At 70.8% G+C, this 21,925-nt stretch carries 16 protein-coding genes; 2 read left to right on the plus strand and 14 right to left on the minus strand.

Going from position 1 to position 21,925, the window contains the following annotated elements; translation table 11 throughout:
- Nucleotides 1-2: 2 nt before the first annotated feature.
- From LXT12_RS12200 to LXT12_RS12240, 9 genes are all read right to left on the minus strand, one after another.
- Nucleotides 3-2,888, minus strand: coding sequence for an MORN repeat-containing protein (locus tag LXT12_RS12200; protein WP_233392388.1), 2,886 nt, complete (start codon nucleotides 2,886-2,888; stop codon nucleotides 3-5).
- A gap of 120 nt (nucleotides 2,889-3,008) precedes the next feature.
- The gene (locus LXT12_RS12205; protein ID WP_233392389.1) at nucleotides 3,009-3,413 is read right to left on the minus strand and encodes a RidA family protein; all 405 of its coding nucleotides are present in this window, start codon (nucleotides 3,411-3,413) and stop codon (nucleotides 3,009-3,011) included.
- Complete coding sequence (locus tag LXT12_RS12210; protein WP_233392391.1) at nucleotides 3,410-3,835, minus strand: acyl-CoA thioesterase; 426 nt, start codon at nucleotides 3,833-3,835, stop codon at nucleotides 3,410-3,412. The genes LXT12_RS12205 and LXT12_RS12210 overlap by 4 nt, the downstream gene beginning before the upstream one ends.
- Nucleotides 3,835-5,439, minus strand: coding sequence for an AMP-binding protein (locus LXT12_RS12215; protein WP_233392392.1), 1,605 nt, complete (start codon nucleotides 5,437-5,439; stop codon nucleotides 3,835-3,837). The genes LXT12_RS12210 and LXT12_RS12215 overlap by 1 nt, the downstream gene beginning before the upstream one ends.
- A gap of 108 nt (nucleotides 5,440-5,547) precedes the next feature.
- Entirely contained in the window at nucleotides 5,548-6,678 is a 1,131-nt protein-coding gene (locus tag LXT12_RS12220; RefSeq protein ID WP_233392395.1) for an acyl-CoA dehydrogenase family protein, read from the minus strand.
- A gap of 128 nt (nucleotides 6,679-6,806) precedes the next feature.
- A complete protein-coding gene (locus LXT12_RS12225) occupies nucleotides 6,807-7,646 on the minus strand; it encodes an enoyl-CoA hydratase family protein (RefSeq protein WP_233392397.1) in 840 nt (279 codons plus the stop codon).
- Nucleotides 7,643-8,119, minus strand: a complete 477-nt coding sequence (locus tag LXT12_RS12230; protein ID WP_233392399.1) for a MarR family winged helix-turn-helix transcriptional regulator — start codon at nucleotides 8,117-8,119, stop codon at nucleotides 7,643-7,645. The genes LXT12_RS12225 and LXT12_RS12230 overlap by 4 nt, the downstream gene beginning before the upstream one ends.
- Nucleotides 8,119-8,856 (minus strand): SDR family NAD(P)-dependent oxidoreductase, encoded by a 738-nt coding sequence (locus LXT12_RS12235; protein WP_233392401.1) that lies wholly within the window; start codon nucleotides 8,854-8,856, stop codon nucleotides 8,119-8,121. The genes LXT12_RS12230 and LXT12_RS12235 overlap by 1 nt, the downstream gene beginning before the upstream one ends.
- Complete coding sequence (locus tag LXT12_RS12240) at nucleotides 8,853-11,195, minus strand: bifunctional salicylyl-CoA 5-hydroxylase/oxidoreductase (protein WP_233392404.1); 2,343 nt, start codon at nucleotides 11,193-11,195, stop codon at nucleotides 8,853-8,855. Before LXT12_RS12240 ends, LXT12_RS12235 begins: the two co-directional genes overlap by 4 nt.
- 197 nt (nucleotides 11,196-11,392) lie before the next feature.
- Here LXT12_RS12240 and LXT12_RS12245 point away from each other — a divergent pair, with 197 nt between their 5' ends.
- Nucleotides 11,393-12,643 (plus strand): D-alanyl-D-alanine carboxypeptidase family protein, encoded by a 1,251-nt coding sequence (locus LXT12_RS12245; protein WP_233392405.1) that lies wholly within the window; start codon nucleotides 11,393-11,395, stop codon nucleotides 12,641-12,643.
- A gap of 31 nt (nucleotides 12,644-12,674) precedes the next feature.
- On the opposite strand, the gene LXT12_RS12250 is transcribed toward LXT12_RS12245, so the two are convergent.
- From LXT12_RS12250 to yicI, 5 genes are read right to left on the minus strand one after another with little or no spacing between them, the layout of a single operon-like run.
- The gene (locus LXT12_RS12250; protein ID WP_233392407.1) at nucleotides 12,675-13,412 is read right to left on the minus strand and encodes a polysaccharide deacetylase family protein; all 738 of its coding nucleotides are present in this window, start codon (nucleotides 13,410-13,412) and stop codon (nucleotides 12,675-12,677) included.
- Nucleotides 13,412-14,728: an MFS transporter gene (locus tag LXT12_RS12255; RefSeq protein WP_233392409.1), complete on the minus strand. Its 1,317-nt coding sequence runs from the start codon at nucleotides 14,726-14,728 to the stop codon at nucleotides 13,412-13,414. Before LXT12_RS12255 ends, LXT12_RS12250 begins: the two co-directional genes overlap by 1 nt.
- Nucleotides 14,725-16,278 carry a gluzincin family metallopeptidase gene (locus LXT12_RS12260; RefSeq protein ID WP_233392411.1) on the minus strand — a complete coding sequence of 518 codons (1,554 nt, stop codon included), beginning with the start codon at nucleotides 16,276-16,278 and terminating at the stop codon, nucleotides 14,725-14,727. The genes LXT12_RS12255 and LXT12_RS12260 overlap by 4 nt, the downstream gene beginning before the upstream one ends.
- A 22-nt stretch (nucleotides 16,279-16,300) precedes the next feature.
- On the minus strand, nucleotides 16,301-17,998 hold the full coding sequence (locus LXT12_RS12265; protein ID WP_233392412.1) for a glycoside hydrolase family 9 protein: 1,698 nt from the start codon (nucleotides 17,996-17,998) through the stop codon (nucleotides 16,301-16,303).
- A gap of 2 nt (nucleotides 17,999-18,000) precedes the next feature.
- Nucleotides 18,001-20,274: an alpha-xylosidase gene (gene yicI / locus LXT12_RS12270; RefSeq protein ID WP_233392414.1), complete on the minus strand. Its 2,274-nt coding sequence runs from the start codon at nucleotides 20,272-20,274 to the stop codon at nucleotides 18,001-18,003.
- Nucleotides 20,275-20,605: 331 nt separating this feature from the next.
- On the opposite strand from yicI, the gene LXT12_RS12275 reads away from it, so the two are divergent.
- Entirely contained in the window at nucleotides 20,606-21,856 is a 1,251-nt protein-coding gene (locus LXT12_RS12275) for an ROK family transcriptional regulator (RefSeq protein ID WP_233392416.1), read from the plus strand.
- The last annotated feature ends 69 nt before the right edge of the window (nucleotides 21,857-21,925 follow it).

Below are 21,925 nucleotides of genomic sequence, written 5' to 3' on the forward strand. Positions count from 1 at the left end.
CGTCAGTCGCCGCAGCCCCGCACGTCCCTCACCTCCACGCGCACCTCCTTCACGGGGCAGGACGGCGTCGGGCTGATCTCCACCGAGTCGCCCATGAAGCAGTCGGTGGCCAGGCCGGTGAAGTTCTTGGCGACGCCGCGCACGCCGTTGCCCTGGACCTGGCCCGGACACAGCGCCTCGTAGTGCACGTCCACGCAGGACACCTTCTCGGGCTTGATGCGCGGCCGTAGGCCTTCGACGTAGTAGCTGCCCTTGCCATCGGGGCAGTGGCGCGCGGCCAGCCGCGTGCCGCGGCGCAGCTGATCGAGGTAGTCGGTGACCGCCCGGGCCTCCTCGGCCGCGGCCTTCTCCTTGGCCAGGCGCGCCGCCTCCTGCTCGGCCTTGCGGGCGGCCTCGCGGGCTGCCTTCTCCTGCGCCGCCTTTTCCTGGGCCAGCTTCTCGGCGGCCAGCCTCTCCTGCGCGGCCTTCTCCTGTGCGAGCCGATCGGCGGCGAGCTTGTCCTGCGCCTGCTTCTGGCGCAGGGCCTCCTGCTCGCGCTGCTGGGCGGCCTGGGCCTGGGCGGTCTGCGCCGAGGCCACGGTCATGCCGCCCGGCGCCGCGGCGGCGCGGGCTGTCGCCGTCTGTGCGGACGGGGAGGACTGGGCCGCGGACCGCTGCTGCGCCGCCTGGGCTTCGCGGCGTTCGGCCTCGGCGCGAGCCCGGGCCTGCTGCAGTTCCGCGGCCCGGCGCTGCTGCTCCAGCATGGCCTGCTGCACGGCGGCGCTCTGGTTGCGGGCGGCCTGGATGTCGGCCCCGGCGGCCTGGATGCCCCGGCCCTGGCCGTCGGTGGCCACGTCGGAGATGAAGCCGCTGGCCATGCGCACCTTCTCGGCCGAACTCAGGCCCGGCGCCTTGCCGATGATGGCCGCGCCGATCAGGCCGGCCACCCATTTGCCGTTGTCGGAGGAGGAGGACTCGGACTCGGCCTTGCGGGCGGCCATCTCCGTCGGCCCCTGGCGCTTGCCGTCGATGTACTGGCCGGCGTGGCGGTCGCCATCGGCCCAGGTGGTGACGCCGTAGCCGTGCTGCTCGCCGTTGACCCACTCGCCTTCGTAGCGGGTGCCGTCGGGCCAGGTGTAGACGCCCTGGCCCGAGCGCTTGCCGTCGACATAGCCGCCCTCGTAGGCCTGGCCCCCGGCGTAGCGCTCGCGGCCGAAGCCGGCCCGCTTGCCGGCGAGGAAGCCGCCCTCGTAGCGCGAGCCGCTGTCCTCCACCATGACGCCCTGTCCGCTGCGCAGTCCATCGACGAAATCACCCTCGTAGCGCGCGCCGCTGGCGTACTGGTAGACGCCCTTGCCGTTGTACTTGTCGTTGAGGAATTCGCCCTCGTAGTAGCCGCCGTCCTTGAAGCTGAGCTTGCCGTGGCCCGAGAACTGGCCGGCCAGGAACTCGCCCTCGTAGCGCTGGCCGCTGGGCCAGGTGAACACGCCCGGCCCCGAGCGCTGGCCCTTGGCGTCGAAGCCGCCTTCGTAGACCTGACCGCTGGCGAAGCTGTAGCGCCCCCTGAGCTTCTGCCCGTCGGCGAACTCGCCCTCGAAGCGCTCGCCGTTGGCGAAGCTGAGCACCCCGCGGCCATGGCGCCGGCCCTCGACGAACTCGCCCTCGTAGCGCTGGCCGTCGACACCGACGGTCACGCCGTTGCCCGTCTTCTTGTCGACGGCGAACTCCAGGTCCACGTCGATGCGTCGGCCGTCGGGTCGGGTCTGCACGCCCTTGGCCGTCGCGTTCTCGACGTAGCGGCCCTCGAAGACGCTGCCGTCCGGCTCCTTCATGCGGCCCTGGCCATGGAACTTGCCGGCCTTGAACTCGCCCTCGTAGACCGTGCCGGACGGGAAACGGTAGACGCCCGGGCCGTCGAGGCGGCCCTCCGCGTCGGCCCCGCCCTCGTAGACCTGGCCATTGGCGTACACCACCCGCCCCTGGCGGAACTGGTCCTGGGCGAACTGGCCTTCGTAGCGGGTGCCATTGGCCATCACGAGCACGCCCTGGCCCTCGTACTTGCCGGCCACCAGGTCGCCTTCATAGCGCCGCCCGTCGGTGCCCGTGACCACCCCGCGCCCGGTGCGCCGGGCCGTCGCGAACTCCCGGTCCACCTCGACCCGGCTGCCGTCGGCCTTGATGGTCACACCCTTGGCGAGCTGGCCGTCGACGAATTGGCCCTCGAAGCGCGAGCGGTCGGCGTAGGCCAGGGTGCCGGCACCGTGGTAGCGGTCGTTCTGCCATTCGCCGTCGTAGCGCTGGCCGCTCGGCCAGGTGTAGACGCCCCGGCCGGCGCGCCGACCGTTGAGGAAGCCGCCAGCGTAGGTCTGGCCGTTTGCATAGCTCATGCGCCCCTGGCCCTCGATGCGGCCGGCGACGAAGTCGCCCTCGTAGCGGTCACCGTTGAACTGCTGCAGCACGCCCGGCCCGGTCTTGCGGCCGGTGACCATGGAGAGGTCGACGTCGTAGCGCTTGCCGTCGGCCAGGACGCGCACGCCCTTCTCCGGTTCATCATTGGCGAACTGGCCTTCGAAGCGGGCGCCGTCGGCCTCGGTCAGCACCCCGCGGCCGGCGCGCTTGCCGTTGGAGAAGTCGCCGTCATAGACCTGACCGCTGGGGTAGCGCAGCCGGCCCATGGTCATCTCGTCCTTGAGGAAGACACCTTCGAAGCGCCGGCCGTCGGGCCAGGTCAGCACGCCGCGCCCCTGGCGCTTGCCCTGCACCACGCCGCCTTCGTAGCGCATGCCGGAGTCCCAGACGTAGACGCCCTGGCCGGAAGCCTTGTCGATGGACAGCCACTTGTCGGCCTGGGCGGCGCCAGCGCAAAGCAACAGGACGAGGGCGGCCGCACGGCCCGGAGGATGGAACATGGTGGCGCCGAGGAGCTGGGGGTCGGGCCATGTTCACACGCAGCCCGGCGCGGCCCGGGCGCAAACCGGGGCCAGGCGTGACGCATTGCGCTGGCCGCGCGCCGCCGCGACCGGCGACTGTCAGCCCGGCACCACGGCCGTGACCTCGATCTCGACCTTGGCGCGATCCTCCATCAACGCGGCCACCTGCACGGCGCTCATCGCGATGCCGTAGTCGCGGCCCATCACCTCGCGGTAGGCCTGGCCCACCTCGCGCCCGCGGGCGAGGTATTCGCGCTTGTCGACGAGGTACCAGGTCATGCGCACGATGTGCTCGGGGCCCGCGCCGGCCTCGGCGAGCACGGCCCGCACGTTGAGCAGGGCCTGGCGCACCTGGGCGATGAAGTCGTCGCTGTCGAATTCGCAGCGCTCGTTCCAGCCGATCTGGCCGGCGACGAAGATCTGCCGGCCGCTGGCAGCGACGCCGTTGGCATAGCCGCGGGGTGCGGCCCAGCCGGCGGGCTGGAGGATCTGTTTGTGGGTCATGGCGTTTCCTCGGCGCGCGCCAGCGCGGCACGCAGGTCGTCGGGCAGCGGGCAGGCGGCGTGCGTGTCCAGCGAGGTGCACACCAGCACCTGGTCGAACTCGACCCGGGTGCCGTCGTCACCGTCGAAACTCACGGTCAGGGCCAGCGAGCTGCCGCCCACGCGCCGCAGGCGCAGGCGCTGCAGCAGCCGGTCGCCCTGGCGGCTCATGCGCCTGAAGCGGGTGTCCAGGTGGACCGTGGGCAGGCCGAGGCGCCGCTGGCCGATCAGTTGCTCGAACGGCAGGCCCAGGCCTTGGGCGAACCAGTCCTCGACCAGCTCGTTGAGCATCTCGAAATAGCGGGGATAGAAGACGATGCCGGCCGGGTCGCAGTGGCCGAAGCGCACGAGCTGCTCGCGCTGGAAGGCGATGCCATCGGCCATCACGGCGCCTCGCGCAGCTTGAAGCGCTGCAGCTTGCCCGTCTCGGTGCGCGGCAGGCTGGCGCGGAACTCGATGGCCCGGGGGTATTTGTAGGGCGCGATGGTGGCCTTGACGTGGTCCTGCAGTGCCTTCACGTCGCCGCCCTGGCCCTCGCGCAGCACCACGAAGGCCTTGACGAGCTGGCCGCGCTCCTCGTCGGGCACGCCGATGACGGCGCATTCCGCCACGGCCGGGTGGCTGAGCAGCGCCGCCTCGACCTCGGGGCCGGCGATGTTGTAGCCGCCGGAGATGATCATGTCGTCGGTGCGGGCCTGGTAGACGTAGTCGCCGTCGGCGTCGACCAGGTAGGCGTCGCCGGTCAGGTTCCAGCCGTCGTGCACGTACTGGAGTTGCCGCTCATCCGCGAGGTAACGGCAGCCGGTGGGGCCTTTCACGGCGAGGCGCCCGACCTGGCCCGGCGGCAGGCGGCGACCGGCGTCGTCGAGGATGCAGGCCTGGTAGCCCGGCACGGGCCGGCCGGTGGCCCCCGGCTTGGCCGTCGCCTCGGTGTGGGAGATGAAGATGTGCAGCAGCTCGGTCGCGCCGATGCCGTCGATCAGCTCGATGCCGGTGGCCTGCTTCCACAGCGCCCGCGTCGCGGCCGGCAGGGCCTCGCCCGCGCTGACGCATTTGCGCAGGCACGAGACGTCATGCTGCGCCACCTGGGCCGCCATGGCGCGGTAGGACGTGGGCGCAGTGAAACAGACCGTGGCCCGGTGCTCGACGATGGCCGCCAGCAGCAGCTCGGGCGAGGCCTTCTCCAGCAGCACGGTCGACGCGCCCACGCTCATCGGGAAGAGCAGCAGGCCGCCGAGGCCGAAGGTGAAGGCCAGCGGCGGGCTGCCGATGAAGACGTCGCTGGCGCCGGCCTGCAGGCAGTGCGGCGGCCAGCAGCGGCAGATGGCCAGCACGTCGCGGTGGAAGTGCATCGTGCCCTTGGGCTGGCCGGTGGTGCCCGAGGTGAAGGCGATCAGCACGCAGTCGTCGCTGGCGGTGTCGACGTTGGCGAAGCGGGCCGGCTGGCGGGCGGACCGCGCCTCCAGGCCGTCCGGCGCGGCGCTGCGGAACAGGCAGACCTGGCGCAACACCGGGTGCCGGGCCTGCGCCGCCAGCAGCTCGTCAGCCAGGGCCGCGTCGCACAGCGCGTGGCTGACCTCGGCCTTGGCGATGACCTTGCCCAGCTCGCCCGCGCGCAGCAGCGGCATGGTGGCCACCGCGATGGCCCCGGCCTTGACGACGGCGAACCAGCAGGCCGCGAGCTGGGGCGTGTTGGCGCCGCGCAGCAGCACGCGGTTGCCCGGCACGACACCGAGTTCTTGCACGAGGACGTTGGCGATGCGGTTGGCCTCGGCCTGCAGCTCGGCATAACTCCACCGCAGGCCGGCCCCCTGCACGCAGGGGCGGTCGCCGAGACCCTGCTCGACCCAGCGGTCCAGCAGTTCGGTCGCCGCGTTCAGGCACGGCCCGAACTGGAGCTCGGGCAGGTCGAACAGCAACTCGGGCCACTGGTCCTGCGGCGGAAGGTGGTCGCGGGCGAAGGTGTCGACGTGGGCGCTGGGATGCATCGAGACTCCTTCAACAGCCAATGAACACAGCCACAGAGGCACAGAGGCACAGAGGGACTGTCATCCCGCTGCCTCTGTGTCTCTGTGCCTCTGTGGCTTTGTTTGGATTCATCTCATCAACTCGCGGCCGATGATGAGTTGCTGGACTTCGCTGGCGCCCTCGTAGATGCGCAGCGCACGGATCTCGCGGTAGAGGGACTCGACGACCTCGCCGCGGCGCACGCCGCGCCCGCCGAAGAGCTGCACGGCCGCGTCGATGACGCGCTGGGCGCCTTCGGTGGCCATGAGCTTGGCCATCGCGGCTTCCTTCGTGATCGTGCGGCCCTGGTCGCGCAGCCAGGCGGCGCGGTAGACCAGCAGGGCCGACGAGTCCACGGTGCAGGCCATGTCGGCGAGCTTGGCCTGCGTCAGCGGCAGGTCGGCCAGGCGGGCCCCGAACATCGGCCGTGACTGCGCCTGAGCCAGGCCCTCCTGCAGGGCGCGGCGGGCGAAGCCCAGGGCCGCGGCGGCGACCGAGGTGCGGAACACGTCCAGCGTGCGCATGGCCACCTTGAAGCCCTCGCCCGGCGTGCCCAGCATCTGGCTGCGCGGCACGCGGCAGCCGGTGAAGCGCAGCCGCGCCAGCGGATGGGGCGCGATCACGTCGATGCGCTCCGCGATCTCGAAGCCCGGCAGGCCGGCATCGACGATGAAGGCGCTGATGCCCCGCGCGCCCGGCGCCTCGCCGGTGCGGGCGAAGAGCACGTAGAAGTCGGCGATGCCGCCGTTGCTGATCCAGGTCTTCTCGCCGTCGAGGAGATAGTCGTCGCCATCGGCCACGGCGCGGCACTGCATCGCGGCCACGTCGGAGCCGGCCTCGGGCTCGGAAAGGGCGAAGGCCGCCAGCGCCTCGCCGCGGGCCACGCGCGGCAGGTAGCGCGCGCGCTGCTCGGGCGTGCCCTGCAGCGAGATGGCACCCGAGCCCAGGCCCTGCATCGCGAAGGCGAAGTCCGCGAGGCCGTCATGCCGGGCGAGGGTCTCGCGGATCAGGCAGAGGGCGCGCGTGTCGAGGGCCTCGCCCTCGCCGGCCACGGCGTGGTGCAGCCATCCGGCTGCGCCCAGTTGGGCCACCAGGGCGCGGCATTGCGCATCGACGTCGGCGGCGTGGGCCACACGCAGGTGGTCCGCGCACCAGGCGTCCAGCGAAGCCGCCAGCTCGCGGTGCCGGTCATCGAAGAAGGGCCAGTCGAGGTGCTGCATGTCAGGCGAACTCCGGTTGCCGAGGCAGCCCCAAGGAAACACAGCCACAGAGGCACAGAGTCACAGAGAGACCTCCATCCCGCCGCCTCTGTGCCTCCGTGCCTCTGTGGCTTTGTTCGGACTTCATCTCAATCCCCCTTGAAGACCGGCTTCTGTTTGGCCACGAAGGCCTCGTAGGCGCGGTGGAAGTCCCGCGTCATCATGCAGATGGCCTGGGCCTGGGCTTCGGCCTCGATGGCCTCGTCCACGCCCATGGACCACTCCTGGTGCAGCATTCGCTTGGTCATGGCGTGAGCGAAGCCCGGGCCGGCGGCGATCTCGGCGGCCCAGGCCGTGGCCTCGCCCTGCAGCTGCTCGGGCGCCACCAAACGGTTGAGGAAGCCCCAGGCCAGCGCCTCGTCGCCGCCCAGGCTGCGGCCGGTGTAGAGCAGGTCCGACGCTCGCCCCTGGCCCACGATGCGCGGCAGCATGGCGCAGGCGCCCATGTCGCAGCCCGCCAGCCCGACCCGCGCGAAGAGGAAGGCCGTCTTGCTGCGCGAGGTGCCCACGCGCAGGTCCGAGGCCATCGCCAGGATGGCGCCCGCGCCGGCGCACACGCCGTCGATGGCCGCCACGATGGGCTGGGGGCTGGCGCGCATGGCCTTGACCAGGTCGCCCGTCATGCGGGTGAAGGCCAGCAGGTCGGGCATGGCCATGCCGGTGAGCGGGCCGATGATCTCGTGCACGTCGCCGCCCGAGCAGAAGTTGCCGCCGGCGCCGTGCAGCACGATGGCGCCGACCTCGTCCACGTAGGCCAGGCGACGGAAGAGGTCGCGCAACTCGGCGTAGGACTCGAAGGTGAGCGGGTTCTTGCGCTCGGGCCGGTCCAGCGTGACGACGCCCACGGCGCCCTGCTGCTGCCAGCCGAAGTGCTGCGGCGCGAAGCCGGCGAGGGTCTGCCGGTTGCCCGATGCCAGGTGGGGCGTCATGCGATGTCCTTCAGGTGCGTCTTGAGGTGGGCGAGCAGCTCGTGGACCTGGCTCTTCTGGGCCGGCGACCAGCCGGCGAAGAGCTCGACGATCCAGGCCTCATGGACGGTGGCCATGCGCTTGAACTGGCGCCGCCCCTGGGGCGTGAGCTTGACGATGAAGCTGCGGCGGTCGTCCGAGCGCGTCTCGCGCAGGACGAGGCCTTCGGCTTCGAGCTGGTCGGTGATGCCGGTGACGTTGCCGCCCGTCACCATCAGCCGCCTGGACAGCTCGCGCATGGTGAGCCCGTCGGGGTGGCGCTCCAGCTGGGCCAGCAGGTCGAAGCGCGGCAGCGTGGTGCCGAACTCCTGGCGCAGGCGCTGGCGGATTAGATCCTCGATGCGGGTGGTGCACGAGAGCAACCGCAGCCAGAGCTTGAGGGCCTGGTGGTCGTCGGCCGAGAGGCGGGTCTCGAGGTCGAGGTCCGCGTTCATCACGAGGTCTCCCCGCCGCAGACGGCGATGGCCTGGCCGTTCACCGCCGCATTGCCCACCAGCCAGGCGACCGTGCCGGCCACCTCCTCGGGTTGGATGAAGCGGCCCTGCGGATTGGCCCGGGCGAGTTCGGCGCGCGCCTGCTCCGCCGTGCGGCCGGTCTTGGCGACGATGTTGTCGACGGCCGCGGCGACGATGTCGGTCTCGGTGTAGCCGGGGCAGACGGCATTCACCGTCACGCCCATGGCCGCCACCTCCAACGCCAGGGCGCGCGTGAGGCCGAGCACGCCGTGCTTGGCGGCGCAGTAGGCGGCAACGTAGGCATAACCTTTCAGCGCCGCGGTGCTGGCGATGTTGACGATGCGGCCATGGCGGCGCGCCAGCATGCCGGGCAGCACGGCGCGGCTGCACAGGAAGCTGCCGGTGAGGTTGACGCCGAGCATCCGTTGCCAGAGCTCCACCGAGGTGCGCGCCAGGGGCGCCGTCTCCACCTGGCCGGCGTTGTTGACGAGCACGTCCACTTCGCCGACGGCCGCGAAGGCGTCGGTCACGCCGTCCTCGTCGGCCACGTCGCAGGCCTGCACGGCCACGTCGCCGAGCGCCGCCTGCTGCGCCAGCAGCCTCTCCAGGCTGCGGCCCATCAGTGTCACGCGCAGGCCGTCGGCCAGCAGCCGCCGGGCCACCGCGGCGCCGATGCCGCTGCCCCCGCCCGTCACCACGGCGTGCAGCGGCCTCATACGCCCAGCGCCCGGTTGGCCTGCTCGGCGGCGGCCACGCTGCCCGCGCGCTGGCGCTCGAACTCGCGTTCGAGCTGGGCCTTGCCCGACAGGTACTGCACCGGCCATGCCAGGCCCACGGGCCCGGCGTAGCCGATGCGCGCGGCCTCGGTCAGCGTCCAGGCCGGGTTGGCCAGGTGAGGCCGGGCGATGGCGCAGAGGTCGGCCCGGCCTGACGCGACGATGCTGTTGACATGGTCGGCCTCGGAGATGGCGCCCACGGCCATGGTGGCGATGCCCACGCGGTTGCGGATGCTCTCGGCGAAGGGCGTCTGCCACATGCGGCCGTAGACGGGCTTCTGCGCCTTGCTGACCTGGCCGGAGGACACGTCGATGAGGTCCGCCCCCGCGGCCTTGAAAGCGGCGGCGATGTGCACGGCGTCCTCGGGCGTGGTGCCGCCCGGCACCCAGTCGTGGGCCGAGAAGCGCACCGACATCGGCCGCTCCTCGGGCCAGGCAGCGCGCATTGCGGCGAAGACCTCCAGCGGGTAGCGCAGCCGGTTCTCCAGCGAGCCGCCGTGGCCGTCGGTGCGCCGGTTGGTCAGCGGCGAGATGAAGCTCGACAGCAGGTAGCCATGGGCGCAGTGCAGCTCCAGCAGGTCGAAGCCCGCCTCGGCCGCGCGGCGCGTGGCGGCGACGAAATCGTCGCGCACCCGGTCCATGTCGGCCCGAGTCATGGCCCGGGCGGTGGCGCTGACGCCAGGCAGGTATTGCTGCTCGCTCGCCGCCACCAGCGGCCAGCCGCCGGTGGGCAGGGGCTGGTCCTCGCCGCCGTCCCAGGGCACGCAGGTCGAGCCCTTGGGGCCGGCATGGCCGAGCTGCATCGCGATCTTCGCGCCGCTGTTGCGGTGGACGAAGTCGACGATGCGCTGCCAGGCCCGCCCCTGCTCGTCGCTCCACAACCCCGGGCAGCCGGGGGTGATGCGGGCCTCGGGCGACACGCAGGTCATCTCGGCGAAGACGAGGCCGGCACCACCGAGGGCGCGGGCGCCGAGGTGGGTGAGGTGATAGTCGCCGGGAACGCCGTCCTGGCAGCTGTACTGGGCCATGGGCGAGACGACGACGCGGTTCTTCAGCGTCAGGCCGCGCAGCGTGAAGGGCGTGAACATCGGCGGCACCTGGGCGTCCACGCCGCTGCGGTTGGCCAGCCAGCGCTCGAAATCGCCGACGTAGCGCGGATCGCGCAGCCGCAGGTTCTCGTGCGAGATGCGCTGCGAGCGCGTCAGCAGCGAGTAGGCAAACTGCGCGGGCGCCAGGCGCGCGTGGCGCTCGACGTTCTCGAACCATTCGGTGGAGTTGCGCGCGGCGTTCTGGATGCGCAGCACCTCGACGCTGCGGCTGGCTTCGTAGGCCTGCAGCGCAGCGGCCAGGTCGCCCGGGTGGGCCTGGATGTCCCGCGCCAGCGCGATGGCATCCTCCAGGGCCAGCTTGCTGCCCGAGCCGATGGAGAAATGGGCCGTGTGGGCGGCGTCGCCCATCAACACGACGGGCACGCCGTCCTCGGCGCGGCGGTGCACCCAGGTCCGGCACACCACCCGCGGGAAGCGTATCCACTGCGCCGAACCGCGCAGGTGAGCGGCATTGGAGATCAGCGGATGGCCGTCGAGCACGCCGGCGAAGAGCTTTTCGCAGAAGGCGATGCCCTCCGCCTTGCCCATGGCCTCCAGGCCTGCCGCGCGCCAGACCTCCTCGGGCGTCTCGACGATGAAGGTGGAGTGCGTGGCGTCGAAGCGGTAGGCATGCGCCTGGAACCAGCCCCACTCGGTGCGCTGGAAGTCGAAGGTGAAGGCGTCGAAGAGACGGGTCGTGCCCAGCCACACGAAGCGGCAGCGGCGCAGGTCGATGTCAGGCTGGTAGGTGGCGGCGTACTTCTGGCGGATGCGGCTGTTGAGGCCGTCGGCCGCGATGACGAGGTCGGCGTCCAGGCCGGCGTCGTCGGCCACGTCGGTCTCGTAGGCCAGCTCGACGCCCAGCGCCTGGGCGCGCTCCTGCAGGATGTTGAGCAGCTTCCTGCGGCCGATGCCGCAAAAGCCGTGGCCGCCCGAGACGATGCGCCGGCCGCCGATGTGCACGGCGATGTCGTCCCAGTGGTTGAAGGCGTCGGCGATCTGCCCGGCCGTCTCGGGGTCGGCCTCGCGCAGGGCGTCCACGGTCTGGTCCGACAGCACCACGCCCCAGCCGAAGGTGTCGCCCGCGCGGTTGCGCTCCAGCACCCGGACCTCGTGAGCCGGGTCGGCCTTCTTCATCAACAGGGCGAAGTAGAGGCCGGCCGGACCGCCGCCGATGCAGGTGATGCGCATCGCACCACTTTAGGAATCAATAGTTGAAACGTCAACCATCTACCCTCATCCCTCGCAGCCAGGGAAACCCCAAGGGAGGCGGCCTGGGCGACTGCGGCGGGGCCATCCGCGCGGGACCGCGACAATCGCCATCGTTGCCCGGTGCAATGCCTGATCGGGCATGCCCGGCCGTGCCGCCCCGTTGATGAGTAGATCCCATGAAGTACCGCCTCCCCTCCACCCGCCTGATTTCCCTCTCGCTGGCCAGCGCCTTCGTCGTGGCCATGCCTGCCGCCGTCCTTGCCGCACCCCACGCCAAGGCGCGCGCCGCGGCCCACAAGCCCAAGGCCACCGCCCCGGTCGAACCCACGATGACCACCGACGCCAACGGCCAGTCGGTGCCCGTCCTCGCCAACAAGGCGTGGGTGCTGATGAACTTCGACAACGGGCAGATCCTGGCCTCGTCCAACCCGGACGAACCGCTGCCGCCGGCGTCGCTGACCAAGATGATGACCAGCTACCTGGTGGAGCAGGGGCTCAAGAGCGGCAAGCTCAAGCCCGACGACAAGGTCACCATGAGCGAGAGCGCTTGGTGCCGCGGCGGCAAGGACGGCGACAGCTGCATGTTCGTGCCCCTCAACGCCCAGGCCTCCCTGATGGACATGCTGCGCGGCGTGGTCATCGCCAGCGGCAACGACGCCTCCAAGGCCCTCGCGGAGCACGTCGGGGGTTCGGAGTCGGGCTTCGTGGCGATGATGAACGCCGAGGCCAAGAAGCTGGGCATGACCAAGACCCAGTTCGCGAACGCGGCGGGGCTGCCCGACCCCAACAACAAGGCCTCGGCACGCGACCTGGCCGTGCTGGCGGCCGCCATCATCCGCAACAGCGCCGAGTACTACCCGATCTACGCGGAGCGCGAGTTCACCTACAACGGCATCAAGCAAGGCAACCGCAATGCGCTGCTGTACACCGACCCCACGGTCGACGGGCTCAAGACCGGGCACACGGAAGAAGCGGGCTATTGCCTGACCGCATCGGCCAAGCGCAACGGCATGCGCCTGATCTCGGTCATCATGAACGCCGACAGCAAGCAGGCCCGCGCCGACCAGACCCGCGTGCTGTTCAACTGGGGCTACGCCAACTTCGAGCAAGCGTCCCCCGCGCAGGCGGGCGCGACGTTGACGAGCGCCAAGGTCACCTACGGCGTGGCGCCCACGGTGAACGCCGGCATCGCGCAGCCCTGGACCCTGGTGGTGCCCAAGGGCCAGGCGGCGGCCGTGCAGACCGCGGTCTCGCTGAACCCCGCGCTCGAGGCGCCCATCGCCAAGGGCGCCGTGATCGGCAAGATCGTCGCCACGGCCAATGGCAAGGCGCTGGGCGAAGCCCCCGTCGTTGCCCTCGCCGACGTGGCCCGCGCCGGCTTCTTCGAGCGCCTGCGCCAGCGTGTGGCCGGCTGGTTCTCGAAGTAGGACTTTCGGGGAGGGTCAGCGGCGGCGCCGGCTACTGCCAGCGCAGCTGCACCACCCGGTAGCCGTTCGCCTTCAGCGTCTGCAGCAGGAAAGGCAGCGCCCGGGCCGTCTGGTCCTGGGCGTCGTGCAGCAGGATGATGCCGCCGCCCGGCTTGGCGAGCTGTGCCAGCAGCTTGTCGGCCAGCATCTGCGGCGTCTGGTCGGGCAGCCAGTCTTCGGCGCCGGCGTCGACGGACATGACGGTGATGCCGCGCTGGTCCAGCGCCTGCAACAGCACCGGCGACTCGGCCAGGAAAGGGAAGCGGTAGGCCGGGGGCGCCTCGCCCAGCACCTCGACGTAGGTCGAGATCATGGATTCGAGGTCGCGGAGCTGGCCTTCGGCCGGGATCTGCGAGAAGTTGTCGTGCCGGTAGCCGTGCATGCCCACGCTGTGGCCGGCGTCGCGCACCTGGCGGGCCAGTTCCGGGTGACGGGCCATGGGCTCGCCGTTCATGAAGAAACTGGCCTTCACGCACTGGTCGGCCAGGGCCTTCAGCACCAGGGGCGTGGATTCGGGCCGGGGGCCGTCGTCGAAGGTCAGCACCACTTCCCTGGGCGCCAGGCCCGGCAGCGGCGCGTGCTGGACCGTGCCCCAGGCGCCCGCGGCGCGCGGCAGGGCCAGCGTACGCGAGGTGCCCAGGGCATCGGGCGCGCAGGCAGGGGCGGCGGGGGCGGCTGAAGCCGCCGACACCGCGGCGGCGGCGAGGGCCATGCCGAGTAGGTTGCGCATCAGTGGCCTCCCACCACGGCGGCCTCGCCGTGGTTCTCCGGCGCCTGCTCGTGGTCGTGCGGGAAGGGTGCCAGCCAGGCCAGGATGACCGGCGGGATGGAGAACACCAGCACCCAGCCGAAGAAGCTGACGTAGTGGTGGTCCACCATGTTCCACAGCAGGCCGCTGACGCTGCCCGTGCCCCATTTCGTGAGCGCCATGACGCCCGTGGCCATGGCGTAGTGGGCCATGCGGAAGGGGCCGGGGGCGATCTGCTGCATCATGTAGAGCATGTGGCCGACCGAGCCCATGCCGAAGCCGAACTTCTCGATGGCGACGATGACGGCGATGGTGGTCGTGTCCGTCGGCATGGTCTGCGCGAGGTAGAAGTAGGTCAGGTGCGGGATGTTGAGCACCAGGGCCAGCGTGAAGAAGCTGCGCGGCAGGGTGCGCCTGGCGACGAAGAAGCCGCCCAGGAAGGCGCCGGCGATGAAGGTCAGCGTGCCGACGGTGCCGTTGATGTGGCCGAGGGATTCGTTGTCCATGCCCAGGCCGCCGGCGGCCGTGCCATCCAGCAGGAAGAGCGGGCCGAACTTCTCGATGAAGCCCTCGCCGAAGCGGTAGAAGAAGATGACGGCCAGCATCATCCAGATCTGCGGCTTCTGGAAGAAGGTGAGCCAGGCCTCGGCGGTGGCGCGCAGGCCCACGGCCATGCCCTGGCCCTGCAGGGCCGACGGCGAGCCCGGCGGCAGCACGCGCAGGTGGTACACGCCGAAGAGCGCCATGGCGCCCGCCGCGAGCGACACGACGACGACCCAGCACTGCACCCAGCTCATGGCCATGTGGTTGTGCAGGTAGCCCGTCAGCGACACCAGCAGGCCCGAGGCGATGACGGCGCCCATGTTCCAGCACATGCCCTGCAGGCCGGAATAGCGCGCCTGGTCGGTCTTGCTGACGGTGGTCATGAAGACGCCGTCGGCGCAGGTGTCCTGCGTGGCCGAGGCGAAGCCGACGATCCAGAAGAAGGCCAGCGAGAGCTTGAAGAAGCCCTCCAGCGGCAGGCTCAGCGCCACCAGGCCGAGGCCGGCGGCCATGGTGAACTCCATGCTGATGACCCAGAAGCGCTTGCTGCGATAGGCCTCCAGCAGCGGCGCCCACAGTGGCTTGAGCACCCAGGGCAGGTACATCTGCGAGGTGTAGAGGGCGATGTCCTCGTTGGCGACGCCGAGGTTCTTGTAGATGATGGCCGCGACCACGCCGACCATCACGTTGGGCAGGCCCATGGCCAGGTAGAGCGAAGGTACCCAGACGAGCGGGTGGCGGGAGGATGGTTTCATGGTGGGGTGGGCTTCTTGCTGCCGCTGAGCAGCGCGGCGATGGCGGCGGCGTCCTGGTTGGATTGGAGGGCCTGGAGGGCGGCGCGGGCGCGCTCGGCCCCCTCACCGCCGTGCGGGTTGCTGGCCAGCATCTGCAGCGGGCGCAGGGCCTTGTCGCGATGACCCGCCTGCACGTTGACGGATGCCGCCAGCAGGGCATAGGCCCCGACCTGCGGTTCGTAGGAGGCCGCCCCGTCCGCCGCGTTGATGACGCTGGGGCTCAGGCCTTTGCCCTCGAGCAGCACCCGGGCGAGCTGGTACAGCGTGGGCGCATCGTTGCGTCGTTGCTTGTAGGCCGCCACGAGGAAGGCGCGGGCCTGGTCGAGCGCCTGGCTTCGCTCCGCGCCTTGAAGGTGTTCGGCTTCGGCTTGCCAGGCCAGGCCGAGCTGCAGGTTGGCCATGAACGGCGCGTCGTCGCGCTGGGCCCAGAAGGACAGGATCTCGAAGGCGCGCGCAAGGTCGCCACCTCGGATCTCGGCATAGGCCAGGGCCAGGCGGATGCGCTCCGGCGCCTGGTCGCCACCGGCCTTGGCGACGGCCGCGCGCAGCCGCTCCAGGGCCGCCTTGCCCACCTCCGCCTTGGGACTCGCGAAGACGACGAGCCGGTCGAACTCGGCCTCCGCCTCGGCCTGCGGCAGGGGCTTGACCCGCAGCTCGACCTTCGGAAACGCGCTGTTGGGAATGCGCGCGGCGTACATCTTGTCGCGATAGCCCCGCAGTTCGTCGTTGAGCTTGTCCACGGCGATGCCGACGGCGGGCTCGAAGGCCGCCAGCGCGTCTTCACCTGCGGCCACCCGGCGGAAGTAGTCGTTGAAACGCTGGGTCCGGGCGCTGTCCGCCAGCATGTAGTGGGTCAGCAGCCAGGACTGGGCATAGAAGGTCGGGCTGTCCAGGGGATCGAAGTCCTTGCCGGCCGCGGTCTTGCCGGGTTTCAGCAGCTGCGCAGCCTCCACCCAGCGCTCGTGGTTCAGCACGTGGGCCGACAGCAGGGCAGCGCCCAGCTCGACGGCTTCGGTATCCATGTAGGTCGCCCCGAAATACTCCGCAAAGCCTTCCACATACCAGCGCGGATAGGGGATGCGGGCGTACTGGTACATCACGCGGTGGGCGTACTCGTGATACAGCACCATGCCCGTGTAGTCCCGGCGCCCCTGGTCCAGCCAGGCGGTGGAGATGGCCAGGGAGCCCCCTTCATCCAGGATGAAGACACCCGACGCCCGGTCACGCAGCTTGGGGAAGAAGCTGGCGACGACGTTCTCGTCGTCCTTCAACACCATCTCGAACGGCGGGCGGTTCAGCGCCTGGCCTTCCCCGACGCCCAGGGACAGCAGCATGGCGTGGTGCAGTTGCTCGAGCTTCTGCAGGCGCTGCTCCAGCATCACTCGCGTGCCGCGTGCCAGCACGTGGAAGTGCGGCGACTCGGCCTCCACCCACTGGTAGGCACGAGCCGGCCCGGCAGCCGCGGCGAGCGCGGCCAGCAACAGCGCGGTCAGCCAGTTGCGAGCTTGCATGTCCGTCCCGCCGGCTCCGTTCCTACCTGGCCTTCGGCGTCAGCGCCTGCAGCGCCGCCGACACGTAAACCAGCGGCGCATTCCAGTTGATGGCCACCTCGTTGCTGGCATAACTGCAGAAATGATCGAGCCAGGAGCGTGCGGGCAGCGGCGAGGCGTAGCGCACGGGGCAGCCCGGCTGGTCCTGCTGGCCGGGGTTGGGGCCGCCGACGACGAAGCCCGGCACCGGCTCGTCGACGCCGTCGGCCTCGGAGGGCCTGTGGTGGGGATGGCGAGGCGGCCGGCTGCCGAAGCCGGTGACCAGCGAGCGGCCCATGGGGTTGCGGCCGAGCACGTGGTCGAACAGCGCCTGGGCGGCGGCCAGGGTGTCGGGCCTGGGCGCCAGCCGATAGCCCTGGATCAGCATCAGGGCCCGGTTGAGCATGACGGAGCTGCTGCCCCATTCGTAGTCCTGGGCACGCATGCCGACACGGTAGGCCGAGGCCCGCCAGGTGGCAGTGAGTTGATCCGCTAGGGCCATGATGCGAGTTTTGACGACAACGCTGTCATTCTGACTCAGATCCTGCCGATGGCTGCCTAGGGTTACCCAGGCCAGGCCCTTCACGTCGCCCCAGGACGGCACGCCGATGGGCAGCCGCTCCAGGTCGGGGCGGAAGGCCGCCTCGCCGGTGCTGACCCACAGCTCCACGCCGGCCCAGGCGAACTCGTCGGACAGTTCCGGGTCGCCGTACTCGCCGGTGTGGATGTCCGCCGGCTGCCGGTAGATCTCCCTGGGATGGGCCTGGGCCCAGCTCCAGGCACGCCGAGCCGCCGTCAGCATGCGGGCCGACAGGCCCGGCCGCTCGGTCTCGAAGGCCGCGAACACGCGGCTGGCCTGGGCCATGACGGCGGCGAAGTCGAGTGCCGCGGCCGTCGTCTTCTGCACGACATAACGCTCGCCCTTGGCGTCGGCCGGCATGACCACGCCGTCGAAGCCCTTGTTGGTGAGCTTGTGATAGACACCGCCGTCCGCCGGGTCCTGCATGGCCAGCATCCATTCGAGGTTCCACAGGGCCTCGTCGAGCAGGTCGGGCAGGCCATTGCCGCTCTCGGGAATGCGCAGGTCCTGGTCGCGCAGGACTTCGGGGAAATGCTCCCACGCGGCCAGCAGCGTGTAGACGGTGATGCCGGAGTTGACGATGTACTTGTTGTAGTCGCCGGCGTCGTACCAGCCCTTGGGCGCGCTGATGACGCTGCCTTCCGGCCGGCCGGGCCCGGCGGCGGAGGCGTGGACGATGACGTGGTCGTCGGGGTGGCCGGCGGCGCGGGCCCAGGGGCCGGCATGCTCGGCCAACAGCGGGGTGCTCGCACGGTTGAAGTAGTAGGCCCGGATGGCGCCGGCGTTGAGGGCGGCATAGGCCTCGGCGCCGATGTCGAAGGCCGGCGAGTCGGGCAGGCCCTCCACCCGCAGCCGGTAGCGGCCGGGCCGCTTCAGCGCGGAGAAGTCGGCCAGCCGCACGGCCTGGCCGGCAGGCGCCCAGGTCGACGCGGCGCCGAGGCGCCCGCGCAGCGCGGTGCGGCCCTCGGCGTCGATGACGCTGAAGGCCGTCGCCCGGCCGGCCGGCACGTCGGCGACCTTGGCCGCCCCCGGCAGGTAGCCGACCTGGTTGACGGCGATCTCGTCCTGCGCGGGCGCAGCCAGCGGCACGGCCAGCGCGGCCGTGAGGAGCAGGCGGCGCATGCTCAGTCCGCCTGCCAGCTGAGGGCGCCGCCCTCGGCCTGCACCGGGCTGCGGCGCCCGTCCACCTCCAGGGCCCAGTCGCGCAGCGCGCCTTCGCTCACCTGGGCCGTGTAGCGGCTGCCTTCGCGCTTCACCGCACCGCGGGCCGCGACCTGGCCGTCCACGCCCACGACCGTGAAGGCCGCGCTCGCGCCGTCGGCCAGCTCGAAGACGCGCAGCACCGTGCCGCGGGTGTAGTCGTAGTCGGGCCGTTCGGTCTCGGCACCCCAGGGGATGACGCTGCCCGGCGCGGCGTAGAGCGGCATGGACAGGAAGCCGTGCACCTCGCGGTGCCAGCGCCCGCCCTGCTTCTTCTCGCCGTTGAGCAGATGGGTCCACGTGCCCTCGGGCAGGTAGAAGTCCACCTCGCCGTCCTCGGTGAAGATGGGCGCCACGAGCAGGGCCTCGCCGAGCTGGTACTGCCGGTCCAGCGGCGCGCAGGCCGGGTCCCGCGGATGCTCCATCAGCATGGCCCGCATCATGGGCACGCCGGTCTGCGTGGCTTCGTGCGCCTTGGCGTAGAGGTAGGGCATGAGCTGGTGCTTGAGCCGGGTGAACAGGCGCAGCACGTCGCAGCTTTCCTCGTCCACCAGCCATGGCACCCGGTAGCTGCTGCTGCCGTGCAGGCGGCTGTGCGAGGACATCAGGCCGAACTGGATCCAGCGCTTGTAGACGGCCGGCGGCGGGTTGCCCTCGAAGCCGCCGATGTCGTGGCTCCAGAAGGCGAAGCCGCAGCTCGTCAGCGACAGGCCGCCGCGCAGGCTCTCGGCCATGGACTCGAAGGTGCTCCAGCAGTCGCCGCCCCAGTGCACCGGGAAACGCTGGCCCGAGGCGTAGGTGGAGCGGGCGAAGACGATGGCCTCCTTGCCCTGCACTTCCTGCAGCAGCTCGAAGACGGCCTCGTTGTACTTGAGGGCGTAGAGGTTGTGCATCTCCACGGAGTCGGAGCCGTCGTGATAGACGACGCCCTCGCTCGGGATGCGCTCGCCGAAGTCGGTCTTGAAGCAGTCGGCGCCGGTGGCCAGCAGGCGGCGCAGATGGCCCTGGTACCAGGCCTTGGCCGCGGGGTTGGTGAAGTCGACGATGGCCATGCCGGGCTGCCACTGGTCGGTCTGGAAGGTCAGCCCGTTGTCCCGCTTGATGAAGTAGCCGTGCTTGACGCCCTCGGCGAAAAGGGGCGACTTCTGGGCCACGTAGGGGTTGATCCAAAGGCTGATCTTCAGGCCCTTGGCGTGCAGGCGCTTCAGCATCGCCTCGGGCTCGGGGAAGCCGCGGCGGTCCCATTCGAAGTCGCACCACTGGAACTCGCGCATCCAGAAGCAGTCGAAGTGGAAGACCGACAGCGGCAGCTCGCGCCGCGCCATCTCGTCGATGAAGTGGGTGGCGGTGGCCTCGTCGTACTTGGTCGTGAACGAGGTCGTCATCCACAGGCCGAAGCTCCAGGCCGGCGGCAGCGGGGCGCGCCCCGTCAGCGCGGTCAGGCGGGAGACCACGTCCTTGGGACTGGGGCCGGCGATGACGCAGTAGGCCAGGCTCTCGCCCTCGCGGCTGAACTGCACGCGGGCCACCTTCTCGGAGCCGACTTCGAAGGACACGGGGCCCGCCTCGTCGACGAGCACGCCGTAGCCGCGGTTGGTCAGGTAGAAAGGCACGTTCTTGTAGGCCTGCTCGCAGGCCGTGCCGCCGTCCTTGTTGGTGTTCTCCACCACCTGGCCGTTCTTGACCCAGGGCGTGAAGCGCTCGCCCAGGCCATAGACGTTCTCGCCGACGGCCAGCGTCAGCTGCTCGTGCACGTGGTTGCCCTTGCCGGCCCACTGGACATAGCCGAGGCTGCGCCAGTCGCTCTTGGTCAGGACGCGCCCGCCTTCGCGGAAGACCAGGCTCCAGCCCTCGCCCTTCTTCACCTCCACGGAGATGGGGCCGGAGGTGAGCGTGGCGTGGGTGTCGGTCTCGGCGACCTGCACCGCCGGCTGCGTGGCGCCCACCATGGGCACGTGCAGGCGCGGGGCGCTGGAGGCCGTGTAGTGCTCCACGCTCACGCGGATGACGCCGGGCAGCGGCGAGGTCAGCGTCACGGTCAGCGTGGGACCCTGCAGCGTGTCGCCACGGTGCTTGATGGGGCGGGTCGTGGCGAGCACGACGAGGCGGTCTGAGTGGGCTTCCACCGCATAGGCCTCGGCCGCGTAATGCGCGGCGACGCCCGGCTGAAGCATCCACTGTCCGTCAGTGAACTTCATGAATCGGTCCTTGTTGTCTCCGTGAAAGGCAGGCCTCGTGGCCATTCGCCTCGTGCGGTGCCGGTCTGCGGACAAGCCCGTCAGGGCATCTCCAAAGACATCAAAACACAGCCACGGAGACACCGGATCACTGCGAGGGCGTCGGCCGATCGCCTCTGTGTCTCCATGTCTCCGTGGCTTTGTTCGTCTGCGGCCTCGTTGGTGGTCGGCGGCGCGATCTTCGGCGTGGACGCACCAACTCGGCTAGGTGCTTTCACCCTATTTACTTCGTGCGACGGTCGAACTAATATGGCCGCAAACCGTCATCAGGCGGTCACAAGAGGAGACAGGTTTGCAGGCTGAAGCCGCCGGCGCCCAGCAATTGCTCAAGGTCATCAACCGCATGGCCCTGGTGCGCCATCTGTGCGCCAACCCGGGCCTGTCGCGGGCCGACCTCGCCGGCACCGTGGGCCTCACCAAGTCCACCGTCAGCCTGCTGGTGCGCGAGCTCATCGCCGAAGGCTGGCTGGTGGAGCGCGAGGTCGTCGCCACCGGCGACCTCGGCCGCCGGCCCACGCCCCTGTTCATCGACCCGGCCCGGCTGCTCCTGCTCGGTGCCGAGGTCGGCATCGAATCGGTCCGCGTCGTCGCCACCTCGCTGACCGGCGAGGTGCTGGCTTTCACGGTCGCCAACTACGGCGCCAGCCGCACGGCCAAGGCCTGCATCGCCAGCCTCGCCGGCGCCCTGCTCAAGGTGCGCCGCCAGCTCGACGCCGGCCAGCGCATCCTCGGCATCGGCGTGGGCCTGCCCGGCGGCGTGGACGAGGCGCGCGGCGTGCTGCACTTCGCCCCCAATCTCGGCTGGCGCGACCTGCCCTTCGGCGCCCTGCTCGGCGAGAAGCTGCAGGGCACCGAGCTGGCCGGCGTGCCCCTCTTCCTGCAGAACGAGGCCGACGTGGCAGCCCTGGGCGAGATGGAGTTCAACGCCGCGCCCGCCTCCGACCCGCTGCTGTACGTGTCCATCAACCAGGGCCTGGGCGCGGGCGTCATCGTCGGCGACCGCCTGCTGACCGGCAGCCGCGGCTTCGCGGGCGAGGTCGGCCACATGGTGCTGCAACTGAACGGGCCGCGCTGCTCCTGCGGGCGCCGCGGTTGCGCCGAAGCCCTGATCGCCACCCGCGCCATGCTCGGCGGCAGCGAGGACACGGCCGCGCTGCGCTCGCTGTCCGAGGTGCGCGCCCATCTGGTGGACGAAGACTCCGAGACCCTCAGGGCCGTGGCCTCCGCCGGCCGCTACCTCGGCGTGCTGCTGCAGAACCTGGCCACCGCCTACGACCCCGGCAGCATCGTCCTCGGCGGCGCCGTCGTGGAGCTGGGCGAGCCCTTCCTCAAGCCGGCCTTCGACACCCTGAACGACTACGCCGCCGCGGCCAACCTGACGCCGCCCAGCGTGCGGACCTCGCGCTTCGGCGCCAACGCCGTGGCGGTCGGTGCCGCGGCCTTGGCGCGCTACCGCCTGACCCGCCCGGCCCTGCCGCTGGCGGAAAGCCGCACTGCCGCCAGCGGCACGACGACGCCCATCGCCACGGAGGAGGCGGCATGAAGTGGGACCTGAAGGCAACCCGCAGAGCTACGGAGGCGAGCCAACGCGGCGATCTCTGCCTGCCCTGCA

Source organism: Pelomonas caseinilytica (assembly GCF_021353235.1).
Taxonomy (GTDB): Bacteria; Pseudomonadota; Gammaproteobacteria; order Burkholderiales; family Burkholderiaceae_C; genus Pelomonas; species Pelomonas caseinilytica.

What these genes read in the sequence shown, in the direction of transcription:
- LXT12_RS12200 (WP_233392388.1), bottom strand. Translation starts at nt 2,888, where the DNA reads ATGTTCCATCCTCCGGGCCGTGCGGCCGCCCTCGTCCTGTTGCTTTGC.
- LXT12_RS12205 (WP_233392389.1), bottom strand. Translation starts at nt 3,413, where the DNA reads ATGACCCACAAACAGATCCTCCAGCCCGCCGGCTGGGCCGCACCCCGC.
- LXT12_RS12210 (WP_233392391.1), bottom strand. Translation starts at nt 3,835, where the DNA reads ATGGCCGATGGCATCGCCTTCCAGCGCGAGCAGCTCGTGCGCTTCGGC.
- LXT12_RS12215 (WP_233392392.1), bottom strand. Translation starts at nt 5,439, where the DNA reads ATGCATCCCAGCGCCCACGTCGACACCTTCGCCCGCGACCACCTTCCG.
- LXT12_RS12220 (WP_233392395.1), bottom strand. Translation starts at nt 6,678, where the DNA reads ATGCAGCACCTCGACTGGCCCTTCTTCGATGACCGGCACCGCGAGCTG.
- LXT12_RS12225 (WP_233392397.1), bottom strand. Translation starts at nt 7,646, where the DNA reads ATGACGCCCCACCTGGCATCGGGCAACCGGCAGACCCTCGCCGGCTTC.
- LXT12_RS12230 (WP_233392399.1), bottom strand. Translation starts at nt 8,119, where the DNA reads ATGAACGCGGACCTCGACCTCGAGACCCGCCTCTCGGCCGACGACCAC.
- LXT12_RS12235 (WP_233392401.1), bottom strand. Translation starts at nt 8,856, where the DNA reads ATGAGGCCGCTGCACGCCGTGGTGACGGGCGGGGGCAGCGGCATCGGC.
- LXT12_RS12240 (WP_233392404.1), bottom strand. Translation starts at nt 11,195, where the DNA reads ATGCGCATCACCTGCATCGGCGGCGGTCCGGCCGGCCTCTACTTCGCC.
- LXT12_RS12245 (WP_233392405.1), top strand. Translation starts at nt 11,393, where the DNA reads ATGAAGTACCGCCTCCCCTCCACCCGCCTGATTTCCCTCTCGCTGGCC.
- LXT12_RS12250 (WP_233392407.1), bottom strand. Translation starts at nt 13,412, where the DNA reads ATGCGCAACCTACTCGGCATGGCCCTCGCCGCCGCCGCGGTGTCGGCG.
- LXT12_RS12255 (WP_233392409.1), bottom strand. Translation starts at nt 14,728, where the DNA reads ATGAAACCATCCTCCCGCCACCCGCTCGTCTGGGTACCTTCGCTCTAC.
- LXT12_RS12260 (WP_233392411.1), bottom strand. Translation starts at nt 16,278, where the DNA reads ATGCAAGCTCGCAACTGGCTGACCGCGCTGTTGCTGGCCGCGCTCGCC.
- LXT12_RS12265 (WP_233392412.1), bottom strand. Translation starts at nt 17,998, where the DNA reads ATGCGCCGCCTGCTCCTCACGGCCGCGCTGGCCGTGCCGCTGGCTGCG.
- yicI (WP_233392414.1), bottom strand. Translation starts at nt 20,274, where the DNA reads ATGAAGTTCACTGACGGACAGTGGATGCTTCAGCCGGGCGTCGCCGCG.